This is a genomic window from Streptococcus mitis (genome assembly GCF_946188615.1).
Lineage (GTDB): Bacteria > Bacillota > Bacilli > Lactobacillales > Streptococcaceae > Streptococcus > Streptococcus mitis_BZ.
In genome coordinates this window covers 38,487-57,521 of record NZ_CAMHVK010000009.1, presented here as the reverse complement: position 1 = coordinate 57,521, position 19,035 = coordinate 38,487, and the positions used below count along the sequence as shown (strand labels likewise).

Sequence of the window (19,035 nt, the reverse complement as noted above, 5' to 3'; positions counted from 1 at the left end):
AGTAAGACAGGAAAAGTATTAATCACTTACCCAGATAAGAGTACGGAAGAAGTGACGGTAACGGTAAACGTAACGCCACAAAAAGACGATTACGATCCACAGCCAAAAACACAAACGGTAGAACATGCTCAAGTACCATCTGCAAAAGATAGTATTGAAAATGTAAAAACGTTACCAGAAGGAACGACTTTTGGATGGAAAGATGGAAAAATTCCAGATACTTCAAAACATGGGGAGAAAAAAGGTGTTGTAACTGTAACGTATCCAGATGGAAGTACAGAAGATGTTGATGTTGTAATCACTGTGAATCCAGAAGATTTCAGTCCAATAGTTCCGATGGAGAAAGTACCAGTGAAAAATCCTGAGAACTTAAGTCCAGAAGAACAAGATAAAGTGAAAGAAAAAGTGACAAAAGCAAATCCAGGAAAAGACGTAACAGTTGATTCAAAAGGAAATGTAACAATTACAGATCCGGAGACAAAAGTAAGTCATGAAATTTCTCGAGATAAATTAGTTTTTGCATATGCAAAAGGTGAACCAGAAACTTCGGAAATCCCTGAATTTAATGGCGGAGTGAACGCACCAGATTCACCAATTCATGAAGTTCCAGAGTTTGCAGGTGGTGTCAATGGAGAACCGGAAACTCAAGAAATCTTGCCAGAGTTTAATGGCGGAGCGAATACACCAAATTCACCAACACATGAAGTCCCAGAATTCAATGGAGGTGTAAATGGTGAGCTTCCTAATCCAGTAGAAGTATCTAAAATTCAACTGATGATCACCAAGTGGGTTGATGAAAATGGTAAAGAATTGAAACCAGCAGATGCCAAAGCACCAAAGGTATTAGGTGAAGCCAATGAAGCATTTGAACATGGTGAAATTGAAGGGTATCTATTTGTAAGAACAGAAACTAAAGGTGATGTTGCAACTCACATCTTCAGGAAAGTGAGTCCAGTTAGACCAACAGGTGACGGTCAACAAAGACTAGCTACACCATCTGATGATACAAATCCTAGACCGGATATTGCTACCCCTGCTGAGGTGCCAGCTACTCAAGCGGCTGGACAACCAAGTCAAACAGTTGAAGTGCCTGCTCAATTGCAGAATGAAGTGTCAGAAACGAATCCATCCGTTTCTCAAACTCAAGCAGTATTGCCAAATACTGGTATACAAGGAGACCGTACTACAGGTACAGTAGGAGTTCTCTCTCTTCTTGGCGCATTTTGTTTGCTATTTGCCAAAAAGAAAAAAGACGATGAAGAGGAAGCTTAAATAGATGATCTCATCTGATCCTTGGTAGCTTTCCCTACATGAAGTCTTTGTAAATCAAAAAGAACTAGAAACATCACTCATTTGTGAGAACTCTAGTTCTTTTTTCGTATTTCAAGAAGTAGTCATTCAATTGTTGATAAATTGACTAGTTTTTTGATATATAGGACTAAAAGTCTGTTTAAAAATAACGATTAGTGATGACTAGATCACATTGACCAAATCTCGAGCTTGTTTTTCAAGTGAATTTAGGACTGATTCTTCGAGAACCAATTTTCCATCTGCCCAAGCAGAGTCATTAACACGTGCAGCAGTGAAATCGCCAATGATTTGTGTACGGATGAATGGCAAGAGGTCTTTGTAAATAGCGAAGAGTTGATCGTGACCTGCATTGGCTACAGATGATACTGTGACAAACTTGTCTTGAAGGGCAGAAGCGCCACGTGTATCAGACAAGTCAAGAGCGCGAGATAGCCAGTCAAGCAAGTTTTTCACAGTTCCAGGGATAGAGAAGTTGTAGACTGGAGAGAAGATCCAGATAGCATCCGCAGCGAGAACTGCTTCACGAGCAGCAGCTACAGCTGGATGTGTTGGAACTTCCAAATCTTGGCTGAAAAGAGGAAGGGCTGAATAATCAAGATAGCTAACTTCCACTTTACCAGCAAGTGCTTTCTCAGCTTCGAGCGCCATTTGGTGGTTGAAAGAACCTTGACGTAGTGATCCGACGATAAATAATACTTTTTTAGACATGATGTGTCTCCTTTTTCTTAAATTTCCGAGAACTCTCTCGTTGTTACGGAATATATTACAACAAAACAAAAGGACTTGCAAGAAATTTGCTCAGAGTTTATTTGAAAATTATAAAATTGCTGAAACTCTAGTCACTTGCCACTGGAAAAGTAAGAACTGTTTTTTGGATTCTGGTTTGCTTTGAAGGAAGAAATAATATAGGTTTGTTCTTGCATTCACTTGTAATAAAGCCCAATAGATGGTAAAATAGACGAGTGAAAAAAAGACAAAAAAAAGCAAAAAATAATCTACTGTGGCAGTATGGTCTAGGGATGACGATTTTGTTTGTGGTTATCAGTGCTTCCTTTCTGTATCTGGTTTCTCTCGGCATGAAACCCTATCAAACAGCTAAAAGTGAAGGAGAAAAATTAGCTCAGCAGTATGCAGGATTAGAGCAGGTTGATCAGGTTGATTTATACAATGGCTTGGAATCTTACTACAGTGTTCTTGGTCATAATAAACAGCAAGAAGCGCTTGCTGTCCTGATTGGTAAAGATGACCATAAGATTTACGTTTATCAGCTAAATCAGGGTGTTTCACAAGAAAAAGCAGAAGCTCTTTCTAAAGAAAAAGGAGCTGGCGAGATTGACAAGATTACCTTTGGCCGTTATCAAGACAAGCCAATCTGGGAAGTCAAGTCAGGCTCTGATTTTTATCTAGTAGATTTTGAAACAGGAGCATTGGTCAATAAGGAGGGCCTATGAAACTATCCAACCGTGTTTTAGAAATGGAAGAAAGTGTCACTTTAGCTAGTGATGCGAGAGCAAAAAAATTAAAAGCTCAAGGTAAGGATGTCCTTTTCTTGACCTTGGGACAACCAGATTTTCACACCCCTGAAAATATTCAGGATGCAGCAGTTAAAGCTATTCGAGAAGGACAGGCTTCCTTCTATACAGTAGCTTCAGGTCTACCAGAATTAAAAGCTGCGGTGAATACCTACTTCGAGCGCTACTATGGCTATTCTGTCGCAAGTAACGAGGTTACCTTTGCTACAGGTGCCAAGTTCTCCCTCTATACTTTCTTTATGGCTGTAATCAATCCTTTAGATGAGGTTATTATTCCAACTCCATACTGGGTTAGTTATGGAGATCAGGTCAAGATGGCAGAAGGGATTCCAGTCTTTGTTCAAGCTAAAGAAGACAATGATTTTAAAGTCACGGTGGATCAACTAGAACTAGTTAGGACAGATAGGACAAAGGTTTTGGTTCTCAATTCACCATCTAATCCGACTGGTATGATCTATACTCGTGAAGAATTGCTAGCTATCGGAAATTGGGCAGTTGAGCATGACATTCTGATTTTAGCAGATGATATATACGGTCGCCTTGTTTATAATGGAAATGAATTTGTTCCAATCTCAAGTCTATCAGAAGCAATTCGTAAGCAAACCATTGTTATCAACGGTGTATCTAAGGCCTATGCCATGACGGGTTGGCGAGTTGGTTATGCGGTAGGTGATCCTGAAATCATTGCAGCTATGAGTAAATTGACGGGACAAACAACTTCAAATTTGACATCTGTTTCTCAATATGCGGCTATCGAAGCCTTAACAGGACCACAGGATTCTGTTGATACCATGCGTAAAGCTTTTGAGGAGCGTCTCAATACCATTTATCCGCTATTATGTGAGGTCCCTGGTTTTGAAGTCGTTAAGCCACAAGGAGCCTTCTATCTCTTTCCAAATGTTAAAAAAGCCATGGAGATGAAAGGTTATACGGATGTGACTGACTTTACAACAGCTATTCTTGAGGAAGTTGGTTTGGCACTCATAACAGGAGCAGGGTTTGGAGCTCCAGAAAATGTCCGCCTCAGCTATGCGACAGACCTAGACACTCTTAAAGAAGCGGTTAAACGCTTGAAAGTATTTATGGAAAAATAAAAGAAAAAGAAAAGGAAAAATAATGACAAAACGTGTAACGATTATTGATGTAAAAGACTATGTTGGTCAAGAGGTGACGATTGGAGCTTGGGTTGCCAACAAATCAGGAAAAGGGAAAATTGCCTTCTTGCAATTGCGTGATGGAACAGCCTTTTTCCAAGGTGTAGCCTTTAAACCAAACTTTGTAGAGAAATTTGGTGAAGAAGTGGGGCTTGAGAAGTTTGATGTTATCAAGCGCTTGAGCCAAGAAACGTCTGTTTATGTGACAGGAATTGTCAAAGAAGACGAACGTTCTAAATTTGGTTATGAGTTGGACATTACAGACATCGAAGTGATTGGTGAATCTCAAGACTACCCAATCACACCAAAAGAACATGGAACAGATTTCTTGATGGACAACCGTCACTTGTGGCTACGCTCCCGTAAGCAAGTAGCGGTGATGCAAATCCGTAACGCTATCATCTACGCAACTTATGAGTTCTTCGACAAGAACGGCTTCATGAAGTTTGATAGTCCAATCCTTTCAGGAAACGCGGCAGAAGATTCAACTGAACTTTTTGAAACTGACTACTTCGGAACTCCAGCCTACTTGAGCCAATCAGGGCAGCTTTATCTAGAGGCAGGTGCGATGGCTCTTGGTCGTGTCTTTGACTTTGGTCCCGTATTCCGTGCTGAAAAATCAAAAACACGCCGTCACTTGACTGAGTTCTGGATGATGGATGCTGAGTACTCATACTTAACACATGATGAGTCGCTTGACTTGCAAGAAGCTTATGTAAAAGCTCTTCTTCAAGGTGTTCTTGACCGTGCTCCTCAAGCCTTGGAAACATTGGAACGTGATACAGAACTCTTGAAACGCTACATTGCAGAGCCATTCAAACGCATCACTTATGATCAAGCCATTGACCTCTTGCAAGAACATGAGAATGATGAAGATGCTGACTACGAACATCTTGAGCATGGTGATGACTTTGGTTCACCACATGAAACTTGGATTTCAAACCACTTTGGTGTGCCAACATTTGTCATGAACTATCCAGCAGCCATCAAGGCCTTCTACATGAAACCAGTTCCTGGAAATCCAGAGCGCGTGCTTTGTGCAGACTTGCTCGCTCCAGAAGGCTATGGGGAAATCATCGGTGGTTCTATGCGTGAGGAAGACTACGATGCCCTTGTGACTAAGATGGATGAACTTGGTATGGATCGCACAGAGTACGAATTCTACCTTGACCTTCGTAAATACGGTACAGTTCCTCACGGAGGATTTGGTATCGGTATCGAACGTATGGTAACCTTTGCAGCAGGAACAAAACACATCCGTGAAGCTATCCCATTCCCACGTATGTTGCACCGTATTAAACCGTAAAAATAAAATAAAAAAGTTATTATAATAAAAAGAAGGTGAATCCCTTCTTTTTTTGAACTTTGGGTACAAAAATAATGTACAAAAAACGAGAATATATATAGCGTTTTGGTTGACTAGTTGTAAAAATGTATGGTAAAATTGGCTCATGAATATTGTGTTGTTGTTTCGTTAAAGAAGGTGTTCTTTAGCAGGAAAGTCAGGGAATATGAAGAACTCCAACCTTATTCTAAATAAACATATATATAAAAAAGGAGAAAAAATGTATTCAAGAATGGAGAAATACCATGGTAGAAGAGCTCAGCGCTTTTCTATTCGTAAGTATAGCTTTGGTGCCGCTAGTGTTCTATTGGGAACTGCTCTTCTTTTAGGAGCAAATGCTGTTAAAGCTGATGAGACAAGTACTGCTTCTACAAAAACTCCAGAAGTTACAAATTCTGATAAACAGAAAACTGATTCAGCCATAACAACACCAGTTGTTGAGGAACTTCCAGAATTAAAGATTGATGCTGTAAAAGCAGATGAAAAACCTGAAGTTAAAGAAGATGCTAAAACTGAAGCTAAACCTGTAGCAGAAAAAGAAGTTACCGATAAAGCTGCAACAGAAAAATCTGATAAAGGGCAAGCTGACAAAAAAGAAGTAGCTAAAGAAAAAACTGACAAAGAAACACCTGAAAAAGCTGCAACAGAAAAAGCACAAGATGAAGTGAAGACAGTTCTTACTCAATTGACTTCAGAAGCTGATGTTATGGGCACAGTAGCCTCAAACTTCTCAGATAAAGAAGTGAAAGATGATGCATCTAAACAAAAATTATCAGCTGCAATTGCTACAGTGAAGCTTGAAGCAGTAGCGTCTAAAGGATTGCTTTCATCTGATGCTTCTAAAGACCAAATGGTAGCTCAAGTGAACCGTCTTTCTGCCGCAATCGAAGCAGTTTATACGGAAATGAAACGTGCTGGCCATGCAGGTAAAGTAGAATCGGTATTAGCTGCTACTGCATCAAAAATTACAGGTAAAGATGTTTTTAAAGATGGAGAAACAGTTAAAGCTGTAACAAACGCTTATGTTGATATGAATGCAGATAATACGGCTCCTACAGGATGGGGATTTGATACTACTATTAGTACATCAACTCTTAAAGCAGGTTCTATTACAAAAATTGAACTTACTAACTTAGCTGAGTTAGGTGCTGGTTTGGCAAATAATACGGAAATCAGAGCGACTGATGGAACAGTAGTTGGTAAAGTTAAATCTATCGACTTTAAAACAACTACAGGAAACAACAATAATAAATCTGTACCATATTGGGCACAACGTACACAACGTGGTATGACTTATGACCAACGTGTTGCTGAGCAACCAGCGGTAGCTAACGAAACTGGAACATATACTTACAACATCGAGTGGAACGATAAAGTAAAAGACTATCCGAATGTGTCGTTTGGAGCGAGTAATTTATCGGGTGATGGATATTTAGCTCCACAAATTTCAAAAGACACTCCGTATACAGCGACTATTAAAATTGATGGGCGTACAGTTCTGGAACATACTTATACAAGAAAAGGTCAACAACCTAGCTATCAAAAACAAGGTACTAGTGCATCACTAAGTGAAAACAATGGATTGACATACCTTAACAATGAGCAAATAGGTAGAAGTGATTCAATCGTATTAAAAACTGATTCAGATGTTCGTTATGGAGTAGGATCTAAATTTACAATCAAACTTCCAAATGCAGATTTTACTGAATTCAAAGAACTTGAAGGAAGTTCTAACTTTGTAAATGGATTAAATACAGCGTCTACTATTAACCCTAATAAAGGAGATAGTATTACATATCGCCCGCAAAACCGTTGGTCTAATGCTAGAGCTAATGAAAACAATGTATGGATTTTACAAGATGGTCGAGATACTGGTTTTACATTAACACCTAGATTAATTTCACCAACGGAATTAGAACTTACTGTTACAGAAGGAACTATTCAAGAAGATTCTATAGTCTCTATGCCTCTTCAATCTTTAGGTATTGAAAAAGTAATAAAAGACAAAACTCTAACAAGTGAATATTCTAATATTACTTATGAAAATGGATTAATTAAACAAGGTTATGTAGGAAACGATAAAACTGCAGCAACTCTTACTGTATCAGGTGGAGAATCTATTAACGGTGAGAAAGAAGATGTTATAACTACAGTGCCAAACGGTTGGAGTGTTAAAGGTGATGGTAAAGTTCAAGGTGAGCCACCAACAGGTGCTGTTGTTAGAACATTCAAAGATTTAGTGACAGGTGAAGTTATAGGTTTTGAACCAACAAGATATACGGGGAATATTCCTTTAAGTGAAGATGGTTCAAAAGATTATACTAATGTACTTGGAAACAAATATGATGTAAGTAATGATCACGTAGACTTAGTTAAAGAAGTTAATGGAGAAGAATACATTCTTGCAGATCTTCCTCCTGAAAACGTAAAAGGAACACTAAGTGTTACGAAGACAAGAGCAAGAGATTTATATTCTGAAGAAGAATTAAAAGCTAAAGGTATAAATGGATCTGCATTTGTTACCCCAGCAGAGTATGATTATGTTAAGAAAACAAAAGTAGAAGAAGTAAACCGTACAATTAAATTTGTATACGCTGACAATGTTGCAAGCTTAGCGGGTACAGAAGTATTCCCATCACAAAAACAAACTGTAAGTTACACAGGTTCAATCAAGTTAACTGCACAAGGTAAAGCGGTAATTAACTCTGAAGACAAACCAGTTTATATTAACTGGAAAGGAACTAATGGTCAAAGTACTGATCTTCCAGAACTTGCAGTACCTCAAAAAGAAGGATATATCGCAAGTGTTGAAAAAGTACCAGTACAAGCAACAACAGCTACAGATGAAGATTACGAATATGTTGTTAAATATACAGCAATCCAAAAAGCGAAAACAACATTTGTAGACGAAAAAGGAAATGCAATTCCAGGGGTAGCTGAAATTACTGAACAAGGTGGATCAGAAACTCCATTAACAAAAGAAGCTGATGTTAAAGCTAAGATCAAAGAACTTGAAAACAAAGGATATGAATTAGTATCTAATACATACCCAGAAGGTGGTAAGTTCGATACGGATAAAGATACAGATCAAGAGTTCAAAGTAATACTTAAACAAAAAGAAGTTACAGTAACACCAGATCAACCAAAAACACCAGGAACTCCAGTAGATCCAAACAACCCAGACGGACCTAAATACCCAGCTGGCTTGGAAGAAAAAGATCTAAACAAAACTGTTACACGTACGATCACTTATGTGTACGAAGATGGAACTCCAGTGTTAAATGAAGATGGAACACCAAAAACAGTAACACAAGAAGCTACATTCACACGTGAAGCAAAAGTGAACTTGGTAACAGGAGAAGTTACATACGGAGACTGGACACCAGCACAAGACTTAGCTGAAGTTAAATCACCAGTAGTTAAAGGATACTTAGCTGACAAAGCAAGTGTTCCTGTAGTAACTGTAACTGGAGATTCAAAAGATACTACAGAAGTAGTAACCTACAAACCAATCGGTTCATGGATTCCAAACATTCCAGGACAACCAACAAATCCAATCAAGTATCCAAATAATCCAGATGATCCAACAAAACCAGGTAAACCAACAGAAACATTACCATACGTAGAAGGATTCACACCTAAGGATAAAGATGGAAATCCACTTAAACCAGTAGATCCAAACAACCCAGAAGAAGGATATGAAGTACCAAATCTTCCATCAGATCCAAGTCAAGACACTCCAATCGACTATGTAAAAGATACGCAAAAAGCGAAAACAACTTTCGTAGATGAGAAAGGAAATCCAATTCCAGGTGTTGACGCTATTACTGAAGAAGGCAACTCAGATACACCACTTACAAAAGATGCTGAAGTAAAAGCTAAGATCAAAGAACTTGAAAACAAAGGATATGAATTAGTATCTAATACATACCCAGAAGGTGGTAAGTTCGATAAAGATAAAGATACAGATCAAGAGTTCAAAGTAACACTTAAAGCTAAAGAAGTTACAGTAACACCAGATCAACCGAAAACACCAGGAACTCCAGTAGATCCAAACAATCCAGATGGACCTAAATACCCAGCTGGATTAGAAGAAAAAGATCTAAACAAAACAGTAACACGTACAATCACATACGTATATGAAGATGGAACTCCAGTGTTAAATGAAGATGGAACACCAAAAACAGTAACACAAGAAGCTAAATTCACACGTGAAGCTAAGGTCAACTTGGTAACAGGTGAAGTGACTTACGGAGATTGGACTCCAGCTCAAGACTTAGCTGAAGTTAAATCACCAGTAGTAACAGGTTTCTTAGCTGATAAAGCAAGTGTTCCAGTAGTAAATGTAACTGGAGATTCAAAAGATATTACGGAAGTAGTAACATACAAACCACTGGGTTCATGGGTACCAAACATCCCAGGTCAACCAACAGACCCAATCAAGTATCCAAATGATCCAACAGATCCAACAAAACCAGGACAACCAACAGAAGTAGTACCATACGTCCCAGGCTACACACCTAAGGATAAAGATGGTAATCCGTTGAAACCAGTGGATCCAAACGATCCAACTAAAGGATATGAAGTACCAAGTGTCCCAACTAACCCAGGTGAGGATACACCGATCAACTATGTGAAGGATACACAAAAAGCTAAAACGACTTTCGTAGATGAAAAAGGAAATCCAATTCCAGGTGTTGACGCTATTACTGAAGAAGGTGACTCAGACACACCACTTACAAAAGAAGCTGATGTAAAAGCAAAAATCAAAGAACTTGAAAACAAAGGTTATGAATTAGTTTCTAATACATACCCAGAAGGCGGTAAGTTCGATAAAGATAAAGACACTGATCAAGAGTTCAAAGTAACGCTTAAGGAACGTGTTGTACCAGTTACACCAAATCAACCTAAAACACCAGGAACACCTGTAGATCCAAACAACCCAGATGGACCTAAATATCCAGCTGGCTTGGAAGAAAAAGATCTAAACAAAACTGTTACACGTACAATCACTTATGTGTACGAAGATGGAACTCCGGTATTAAATGAAGACGGAACACCAAAAACAGTAACACAAGAAGCTAAATTCACACGTGAAGCTAAGATCAACTTGGTAACAGGTGAAGTGACTTACGGAGATTGGACTCCAGCTCAAGACTTAGCTGAAGTTAAATCACCAGTAGTTAAAGGGTACTTAGCTGATAAAGCAACTGTACCAACTACAAAAGTAACTGCAGACTCAGAAGATACTACAGAAGTTGTAACATATAAACCACTAGGTTCATGGGTACCAAACATCCCAGGACAACCAACAGACCCAATCAAGTATCCAAATGATCCAACAGATCCAACCAAACCAGGACAACCAACAGAAGTAGTACCATACGTCCCAGGCTACACACCTAAGGATAAAGATGGTAATCCGTTGAAACCAGTGGATCCAAATGATCCAACTAAAGGATATGAAGTACCAAGTGTCCCAACTAACCCAGGTGAGGATACACCAATTAACTACGTAGCGAACAAAGCTAACCTAGTAGTTAAATATGTAGATGAAAAAGGCAAAGACCTTCTTCCTGCAGAAACTACAGAAGGTAAAGTAGGCGATGAGTACGCTACAAGTGGAAAAGTTATCAAGGGTTATGTTCTTGTTCGTGTGGATGGAGAAGCTAAAGGTAAGATTGGTAAAGATGGTTCAACAGTAACTTATGTTTACAAACCACTTGGTTCATGGGTGCCAAATATCCCAGGTCAACCAACAGATCCAATCAAGTATCCAAATGATCCAACAGATCCAACCAAACCAGGTAACGACAAACCAGTTCTTCCATACGTCCCAGGCTACACACCTAAGGATAAAGATGGTAATCCGTTGAAACCAGTGGATCCAAACGATCCAACTAAAGGTTATGAAGTACCAAGTGTCCCAACTAACCCAGGTGAGGATACACCAATTAATTACATTCCAAATGTAACTCCAAATGGGGATCAGAACGGTTATACTCCACAACCAAAACCGCAACCTGAACAAGTTGTGACTTACTATGTAGACGAAAATGGTAAAGATATCGCACCAAGTGAAAAAGGAGCACAAGCTCCAAAAGGAATTTCAGGTTACGAATACGTAACAACTACGAAAGACCCTAATGGAAATCTTGTACATCATTACAAGAAAGTGGCAACACCACAACCTGTTCCATCAACACCAGAGACTCCTGAACAACCAGTAGCTCCAGTGCAACCGGAACAACCAACAACTCCAACCCAACCTGCTGTTCCAACACCAGCTGAAACATCAGTAGCAACTGATTCAGCTACTCAACCAGCAACACCTAAATATGTTGATGGTCAAAAAGAATTGCCTAACACAGGTACAGAAGCTAACGCTAGTCTTGCAGCGCTTGGACTTCTTGGAGCCCTAGGTGGATTTGGACTTCTTGCTCGCAAGAAAAAAGAAGACTAAAAACTCATAGTTTTTGAGAAGATGATTCGTCATCTTCTTTTTTTATTTCGGTGTTTTTACTTGCGTAAAAAATTTTTTTCTAGTATAATAATTTATTGTGAGCGAACCTCACTTACCCCTTGCAAAGTCTTGGGGTCATTAGACCAAAAGGAGGAACATATCAATGGCTAAATACGAAATTCTTTATATTATTCGTCCAAACATTGAAGAAGAAGCTAAAAACGCTTTGGTAGCACGTTTTGACTCTATTTTGACTGACAACGGTGCAACTGTTGTTGAATCAAAATCTTGGGAAAAACGTCGTCTTGCATACGAAATCAAAGATTTCCGTGAAGGACTTTACCACATCGTTAACGTTGAAGCAAACGACGACGTAGCTCTTAAAGAGTTTGACCGTCTTTCAAAAATCAACGCTGACATTCTTCGTCACATGATCGTCAAAACTGACGCGTAAGAAGGTAAACTATGATTAACAATGTTGTACTTGTAGGGCGTATGACACGTGACGCTGAGTTGCGTTATACCCCATCAAATGTAGCAGTTGCGACTTTTACTCTTGCAGTAAACCGTACATTTAAGAGTCAAAATGGCGAACGTGAGGCTGATTTTATCAATGTCGTTATGTGGCGCCAACAGGCTGAAAACCTTGCTAACTGGGCTAAAAAAGGCTCACTTATCGGGGTGACAGGTCGTATCCAGACTCGTAGTTACGATAACCAGCAAGGACAACGTGTCTACGTGACAGAGGTCGTGGCTGAAAATTTCCAAATGTTGGAAAGCCGTAGTGTGCGTGAGGGTCATACAGGTGGAGCTTACTCTGCACCAACTGCAAACTATTCAGCGCCTACAAATTCAGTACCAGACTTTTCACGTGATGAAAATCCATTTGGAGCAACAAATCCATTGGATATTTCAGATGATGATTTACCATTCTAATGGACAACTAAAATTATAAAGGAGAAAAAACATGGCTCAACAACGTCGTGGCGGATTCAAACGCCGTAAAAAAGTTGATTACATCGCAGCAAACAAAATTGAATATGTTGATTACAAAGATACTGAGCTTCTTAGCCGTTTCGTTTCAGAACGTGGGAAAATCCTTCCTCGTCGTGTAACAGGAACTTCAGCTAAAAACCAACGTAAAGTAACAACAGCTATCAAACGCGCTCGCGTAATGGCTTTGATGCCTTTCGTAAACGAAGATTAAAAAAGAGGTCCGGGTGGACCTCTTTTTCAGACCCGGTTGGGTCTTTTTTTTTTCATGAGCTAGAAAACAAGAAAGCGAATTAAGACCTGGTTGGGTCTTTTTTCACGAGATAGTTTTTTTCTGACCTTGGCGTGCTATAATGGTAATAGAAAGAGTAAAGGTGGGTAAGTCAAAGATGAATTGTACGATTAGAAATATGATTAAGTCTGATATTGAATCCTTATCTCATGGATTTATGAATCAAGGTTGGCCTGCTAGAGAAGAAATTTTGGCTAGATATTTTCTGGAACAGGAAAGTGGGGAGAGAGAAGTTTTAGTTGCAGAGATTGATGGTGCTGTAGCGGGCTACATTACCATTTTGCCCTCTGCTAAACATGGTCCTTTTGCAGAAGTCTATCCAGAATTATCAGATTTTAATGTGTTTGAGCATTTTCGAAATCAAGGGATTGGGAATCAACTGCTAGAAGAAGCAGAAAAACGAGTCAAGTTTGTTTCGAGTAAGGTCACTCTTGGTGTAGGTTTGCACTTAGGCTATGGCCCTGCCCAGAGATTGTATATCAGACGGAGCTACATTCCAGATGGTACAGGTGTCTGGTATAGAAATAAACCGCTAGAAATGGGTGCAAGTTGTCAAAACGATGATGATTTAGTTTTATACTTATCCAAGGACTTACAATAAAACGGGAAACTTTTTGAAAATAGGGGATTTAGCTACTTTATGGTATAATGGAAAGAGTTAGATTGAAAGAGGTAGTGAGATGGATGCCAAATTAAGATACAAGGCAAAGAAAATCAAGATTGTCTTTTTTGATATTGATGATACATTGAGAAATTCCAAGACGGGTTTTATTCCAGCTTCAATCCCAACTGTTTTTAAGCAATTACGTGAGAAAGGAATTTTGACAGGTATTGCTTCTGGACGAGGGATTTTTGGTGTTGTGCCAGAGATTCGTGAGCTCAAGCCTGACTTTTTTGTGACCTTAAATGGGGCCTATATCGAAGATAAAAAAGGTCAGGTTATTTATCAACATCAGATTGAGAAGTTAGATGTTGAGGAGTATATCTCTTGGGCCAAGCAAGAGGGAATTGAGTATGGTTTGGTTGGGAGTCATGATGCCAAGTTGTCGACTCGCACCGATATGATTAGTGAAGCTATCAATCCAATTTACCCCGATTTAGATGTAGATCCTGATTTTCATGAAAAAGAAGATATCTATCAAATGTGGACTTTTGAAGATAAAGGAGATGACTTGCACTTGCCTGATAGTCTCTCAGACAAACTTCGCATGGTTCGTTGGCATCAACATTCGTCTGATATTGTTCCGATTTCAGGCTCCAAAGCGACGGGGGTGGAAAAGGTTGTGGAACACCTTGGCTTGAAACCAGAGAACGTCATGGTTTTTGGAGATGGGCTGAATGACTTGGAACTCTTTGATTATGCTGGAATCAGCGTTGCCATGGGAATTTCTCATGATAAAATTAAAGAAAAAGCAGATTTTATTACAAAAACATTAGAAGAAGATGGCATTTTTGATGCCTTAGAAGGATTTGGTATGGTAGAAAAAGAATTGCATTTCCCACAAGTAGACATTGAAACAGTAGAAGGTCCTATCGCGACTATTAAGACTAATCACGGAGACTTGCGTATCAAGCTCTTCCCTGAACATGCTCCTAAAACAGTGGCTAACTTTGTAGCTCTTTCAAAAGATGGCTACTATGATGGTGTCATTTTCCACCGTATTATCAAGGACTTTATGATTCAAGGTGGAGATCCAACTGGAACTGGTATGGGTGGCGAGTCAATCTACGGCGAATCTTTTGAAGATGAATTCTCAGAAGAACTTTACAATATCCGTGGTGCCCTTTCTATGGCCAATGCTGGTCCAAATACCAACGGCAGCCAGTTCTTTATCGTCCAAAATCAACACCTGCCATATTCTAAAAAAGAAATTGCTCGTGGTGGTTGGCCAGAACCGATTGCGGAAATCTATGCCAACCAAGGAGGAACTCCTCACCTAGACCGCCGTCACACTGTTTTTGGTCAGCTAGCTGATGAAGCTTCTTACGCTGTCTTGGATGCCATTGCTGCTGTTGAGACAGGAGCTATGGACAAGCCAGTTGAAGATGTCGTGATTGAAACAATTGAAATCGAGGACTAAGATGAAAATCGGTGATAAGCTAAAGGGCCGTATTACAGGGATTCAGCCCTACGGAGCCTTTGTTGAGCTAGAGACGGGTGATACGGGGCTGATTCACATTTCAGAGATTCGGACAGGCTTTATTGAAAATATCCAAGAAGCCTTGAAAGTCGATGAAGAGGTTCAAGTTCAAGTAGTGGATTTAGATGAATTTACAGGGAAAGCTAGTCTTTCTATCCGCACTTTGGAGGAAGAAAAGCACCAGTTTCCGAGACGGCGACGCTTTTCAAGCGACCGTTTTAACTACGGCTTTGCGCCTCTTAAACGAATGATGCCAATTTGGACCAAGGAAGCCCTTCAACATTTGAAGAATCAGAAGCACTAGTTAGAAATTTCTATCTTTTGTAATGTTAATATAAATTTGCTATAATAGGACCATGGAAGAAGAACAATTATTAAAATCAGGAGAGCGCATTAACCAGCTCTTTTCGACAGATATTAAAATCATTCAAAATAGAGAGGTTTTTAGCTATTCGGTGGATAGTGTTCTCTTGTCACGTTTTCCACGTTTTCCTAAGAAGGGCTTGATAGTGGATTTTTGCGCTGGAAATGGAGCGGTAGGGCTATTTGCTAGCACTCGGACTCAGGCACAGATTTTGGCTGTTGAGATTCAGGAGCGTTTGGCGGATATGGCTGAACGCTCTGTCCGTTTGAATGGTTTAGAAGAGCAGATGGAGGTCATCTGTGATGATTTGAAAAATATGCCTGCTTACATCCAGGGAAGTAAGGTGGATATGATTTTGTGTAATCCGCCCTATTTCAAGGTAGATCCTCATTCCAATCTGAACGAGAGTGAACATTATCTCTTGGCGCGACATGAAATCACGACCAATTTGCAGGAAATCTGTCGTAGTGCCCAGAGTATTCTCAAATCCAATGGACGCTTGGCCATGGTTCATCGTCCTGATCGACTTTTAGATATCTTGGACAGCTTACAACGGCATAATCTAGCTCCTAAGCGCCTGCAGTTTGTTTATCCAAAAAGAGAAAAGGAAGCCAATATGCTTTTGATTGAGGCTATCAAGGATGGTTCAACAAGCGGTTTTAAGGTATTACCACCTCTCATTGTTCACAATGATGATGGCTCTTATACGCCTGAACTTGAAGAGATTTATTATGGATCATAAGGCTTATATGTACGTGCTGGAGTGTCGTGACGGATCCTACTATACAGGCTATACGACTGATGTGAGAAGACGCCTCGCTGTCCACAATAGTGGGAAGGGAGCCAAATACACACGAGCACGCTTGCCAGTCAAACTTATCTATGCTCAAGGTTTTGCCAGTAAGGAAGAAGCCATGTCAGCTGAAGCCCTTCTCAAGCGTAAGAAGAGGCCACAGAAGGAAAGATTTTTATCTGAAAATCAAGATAGAAATTTGCTCATACTCAATGAAAATCAAAGAGCAAACTAGGAAGCTAGCCGTAGGCAGTACTTGAGTACGGCAAGGCGAAGCTGACGTGGTTTGAAGAGATTTTCGAAGAGTATCAGTTATTTTGAAGAATCGTGAGGAGCCCTTTGACTCCTCTTACTTTTGTCAAAAAGCGAAAAAAATGCTACAATAAAGAGAATAAACAAAATGAGGTATTATCATGTCTAAGATTCTAGTATTTGGTCACCAAAATCCAGACTCAGATGCCATCGGGTCATCTGTAGCCTTTGCCTACCTTGCAAAAGAAGCTTATGGTTTGGATACGGAAGCTGTTGCCCTTGGAACTCCAAATGAAGAAACAGCCTTTGTCTTGAACTATTTTGGTGTAGAAGCACCGCGTGTCATCACTTCTGCTAAAGCAGAAGGTGCAGAGCAAGTTATCCTGACTGACCACAATGAATTCCAACAATCTGTATCAGATATCGCTGAAGTAGAAGTTTATGGTGTTGTGGACCACCACCGTGTGGCTAACTTTGAAACTGCAAGCCCACTTTACATGCGTTTGGAGCCAGTTGGTTCAGCGTCTTCAATCGTTTACCGTATGTTCAAAGAACATGGTGTAGCTGTGCCTAAAGAGATTGCTGGTTTGATGCTTTCAGGTTTGATTTCAGATACCCTTCTTTTGAAATCACCAACAACACACCCAACAGATAAGGTTATTGCTCCTGAATTGGCCGAATTGGCTGGTGTTAACTTGGAAGAGTATGGTTTGGCTATGTTGAAAGCTGGTACAAACTTGGCTAGCAAATCTGCTGAAGAATTGATTGACATCGATGCTAAAACTTTTGAATTGAACGGAAATAATGTCCGTGTTGCCCAAGTAAACACAGTGGACATCGCTGAAGTTTTAGAACGTCAAGCAGAAATTGAAGCTGCAATGCAAGCTGCCAACACAGCAAACGGCTACTCTGACTTTGTCTTGATGATTACAGATATCGTCAACTCAAACTCAGAAATCTTGGCTCTTGGTGCTAACATGGGCAAGGTTGAAGCAGCCTTCAACTTCAAACTTGAAAACAATCATGCCTTCCTTGCTGGTGCCGTTTCACGTAAGAAACAAGTGGTACCTCAATTGACTGAAAGCTTCAATGCTTAAGATTTTGAGTGCTAATTCAAATTAGGAAAGGCTAGTTTGCCTTATATCGAAAGGAGTTTCGGCTCCTTTTTTTCTAGGAGTGAAGCATGTTAGAAAATGGCGATTTGATTTTTGTGAGAGATGAGTCAGATATGGGACAGGCCATCCAGACTTCCACAGGCAACTATAACCATGTTGCCATTTATTTGGATGGGATGATTTACCACGCTAGTGGACAGGCTGGTGTTGTCTGTCAAGAACCTGCAGACTTCTTTGAGCCCAATCACTTGTACGACCTCTATGTTTACCCAGAAATGGATATCCAGTCTGTGAAGGAAAAAGCTTGCAAACATCTGGGAGCTCCTTATAATGCTTCTTTCTATCCAGATGGAGCTGGTTTTTACTGTTCCCAGTACATGGCAGAAATTCTCCCCATTTTTGAAACTATTCCCATGAAATTTGGAGATGGGGAGCAGGAGATTAGTGATTTTTGGAGGGAGTATTACAGAGAACTAGGTCTGCCTGTTCCTTTGAACCAGCCGGGGACCAATCCTAGTCAGTTGGCAGCATCGCCTCTGTTAGAATGTAAAGAAAGGAATCTTCATGATTCAGATTTTTAATCCATCTCGTTTGACGAGACAGCCATTTTTTAGAGAATTGATCCGCTATCTGGACCAGCATGAGGATGTGATTTTACGGGAAATTAAGGCTCAATTTCCAGATGTTGCTGTTGATAAACTCATGGAAGAGTATATAAAGGCAGGTTTGATTCTACGAGAAAATAAGCGTTATTACCTTAATCTTCCTATGCTTGAATCACTCGATAGTCTTGAACTGGATCAAGAGATTTTTGTCAGCGAATCTAGTCCGGTCTATCAAGCTTTGTTAGAGCAGAGGTTTGAGACAGAATTACGCAATCAAACCAATGCTGCTATTTTAGTTGAAAAGACAGACTTTGCGAGATCAAAAATGACCCTGTCTAATTATTTCTACAAGGTCAAACATCAGTATCCTTTGACAGAAAAACAGCAGGAACTCTATGACATTTTGGGAGATGTTAATCCTGAGTATGCTCTCAAATATATGACAACTTTTTTGTTGAAGTTCCTCAAAAAAGACCAGCTTATACAGAAACGACGTGATATCTTTGTGGAAAGTTTGGTCGTCCTAGACTATATTGTCCAAAATGAAGAGGGGAAGTATGAGTTGGCTATCGATTTGGATAAGGAGAGATTAACTTTCTACTTGGCCTGATTTTTTGTTTCTGAGCACATTGTTTGACTTTCCTTAGTATTCGGTATAAACTATATGTAATCGGT

At 39.7% G+C, this 19,035-nt stretch carries 17 protein-coding genes; 16 read left to right on the top strand and 1 reads right to left on the bottom strand.

What is annotated here, in order from left to right; all coding sequences use genetic code 11:
• On the top strand, nt 1-1,272 hold a 1,272-nt coding region (locus OCF95_RS09210; RefSeq protein ID WP_261105289.1), incomplete at its 5' end, for an SIALI-17 repeat-containing surface protein.
• Between the two features lie 201 nt (nt 1,273-1,473).
• Here OCF95_RS09210 and OCF95_RS09205 read toward each other — a convergent pair.
• Entirely contained in the window at nt 1,474-2,019 is a 546-nt protein-coding gene (locus tag OCF95_RS09205; protein WP_261105288.1) for an NADPH-dependent FMN reductase, read from the bottom strand.
• A gap of 254 nt (nt 2,020-2,273) precedes the next feature.
• On the opposite strand from OCF95_RS09205, the gene OCF95_RS09200 reads away from it, so the two are divergent.
• The 15 genes from OCF95_RS09200 (at nt 2,274) to OCF95_RS09130 (ending at nt 18,970) form a co-directional block, all read left to right on the top strand.
• Nucleotides 2,274-2,762 carry a cell wall elongation regulator TseB-like domain-containing protein gene (locus OCF95_RS09200; protein WP_261105287.1) on the top strand — a complete coding sequence of 163 codons (489 nt, stop codon included), beginning with the start codon at nt 2,274-2,276 and terminating at the stop codon, nt 2,760-2,762.
• A complete protein-coding gene (locus OCF95_RS09195; RefSeq protein WP_261105286.1) occupies nt 2,759-3,937 on the top strand; it encodes a pyridoxal phosphate-dependent aminotransferase in 1,179 nt (392 codons plus the stop codon). The genes OCF95_RS09200 and OCF95_RS09195 overlap by 4 nt, the downstream gene beginning before the upstream one ends.
• A 22-nt stretch (nt 3,938-3,959) precedes the next feature.
• Nucleotides 3,960-5,303 (top strand): asparagine--tRNA ligase, encoded by a 1,344-nt coding sequence (gene asnS, locus OCF95_RS09190; protein WP_004258976.1) that lies wholly within the window; start codon nt 3,960-3,962, stop codon nt 5,301-5,303.
• Between the two features lie 259 nt (nt 5,304-5,562).
• Nucleotides 5,563-11,805: a mucin-binding protein gene (locus OCF95_RS09185; RefSeq protein WP_261105285.1), complete on the top strand. Its 6,243-nt coding sequence runs from the start codon at nt 5,563-5,565 to the stop codon at nt 11,803-11,805.
• A gap of 163 nt (nt 11,806-11,968) precedes the next feature.
• Nucleotides 11,969-12,259 (top strand): 30S ribosomal protein S6, encoded by a 291-nt coding sequence (gene rpsF, locus OCF95_RS09180; RefSeq protein WP_001151780.1) that lies wholly within the window; start codon nt 11,969-11,971, stop codon nt 12,257-12,259.
• A gap of 11 nt (nt 12,260-12,270) precedes the next feature.
• The gene (ssbA, locus tag OCF95_RS09175; RefSeq protein ID WP_000609606.1) at nt 12,271-12,741 is read left to right on the top strand and encodes a single-stranded DNA-binding protein SsbA; all 471 of its coding nucleotides are present in this window, start codon (nt 12,271-12,273) and stop codon (nt 12,739-12,741) included.
• A 31-nt stretch (nt 12,742-12,772) separates the two neighbouring features.
• On the top strand, nt 12,773-13,012 hold the full coding sequence (gene rpsR / locus OCF95_RS09170; RefSeq protein WP_000068664.1) for a 30S ribosomal protein S18: 240 nt from the start codon (nt 12,773-12,775) through the stop codon (nt 13,010-13,012).
• A gap of 175 nt (nt 13,013-13,187) precedes the next feature.
• On the top strand, nt 13,188-13,691 hold the full coding sequence (locus OCF95_RS09165) for a GNAT family N-acetyltransferase (protein WP_049501044.1): 504 nt from the start codon (nt 13,188-13,190) through the stop codon (nt 13,689-13,691).
• Nucleotides 13,692-13,770: 79 nt separating this feature from the next.
• The gene (locus OCF95_RS09160; RefSeq protein WP_203213113.1) at nt 13,771-15,171 is read left to right on the top strand and encodes a bifunctional Cof-type HAD-IIB family hydrolase/peptidylprolyl isomerase; all 1,401 of its coding nucleotides are present in this window, start codon (nt 13,771-13,773) and stop codon (nt 15,169-15,171) included.
• 1 nt (nt 15,172) lies between these two features.
• On the top strand, nt 15,173-15,535 hold the full coding sequence (locus tag OCF95_RS09155) for a S1 RNA-binding domain-containing protein (RefSeq protein ID WP_000689605.1): 363 nt from the start codon (nt 15,173-15,175) through the stop codon (nt 15,533-15,535).
• A 52-nt stretch (nt 15,536-15,587) separates the two neighbouring features.
• Nucleotides 15,588-16,337, top strand: coding sequence for a tRNA1(Val) (adenine(37)-N6)-methyltransferase (locus OCF95_RS09150; RefSeq protein WP_000390769.1), 750 nt, complete (start codon nt 15,588-15,590; stop codon nt 16,335-16,337).
• Entirely contained in the window at nt 16,327-16,623 is a 297-nt protein-coding gene (locus OCF95_RS09145) for a GIY-YIG nuclease family protein (protein ID WP_078238121.1), read from the top strand. The genes OCF95_RS09150 and OCF95_RS09145 overlap by 11 nt, the downstream gene beginning before the upstream one ends.
• A 178-nt stretch (nt 16,624-16,801) precedes the next feature.
• Complete coding sequence (locus OCF95_RS09140) at nt 16,802-17,737, top strand: manganese-dependent inorganic pyrophosphatase (protein WP_024057729.1); 936 nt, start codon at nt 16,802-16,804, stop codon at nt 17,735-17,737.
• Between the two features lie 86 nt (nt 17,738-17,823).
• Complete coding sequence (locus tag OCF95_RS09135; protein ID WP_049501054.1) at nt 17,824-18,336, top strand: YiiX/YebB-like N1pC/P60 family cysteine hydrolase; 513 nt, start codon at nt 17,824-17,826, stop codon at nt 18,334-18,336.
• Nucleotides 18,320-18,970, top strand: a complete 651-nt coding sequence (locus OCF95_RS09130) for a DUF1803 domain-containing protein (RefSeq protein WP_261105284.1) — start codon at nt 18,320-18,322, stop codon at nt 18,968-18,970. The genes OCF95_RS09135 and OCF95_RS09130 overlap by 17 nt, the downstream gene beginning before the upstream one ends.
• Nucleotides 18,971-19,035: the final 65 nt, after the last annotated feature.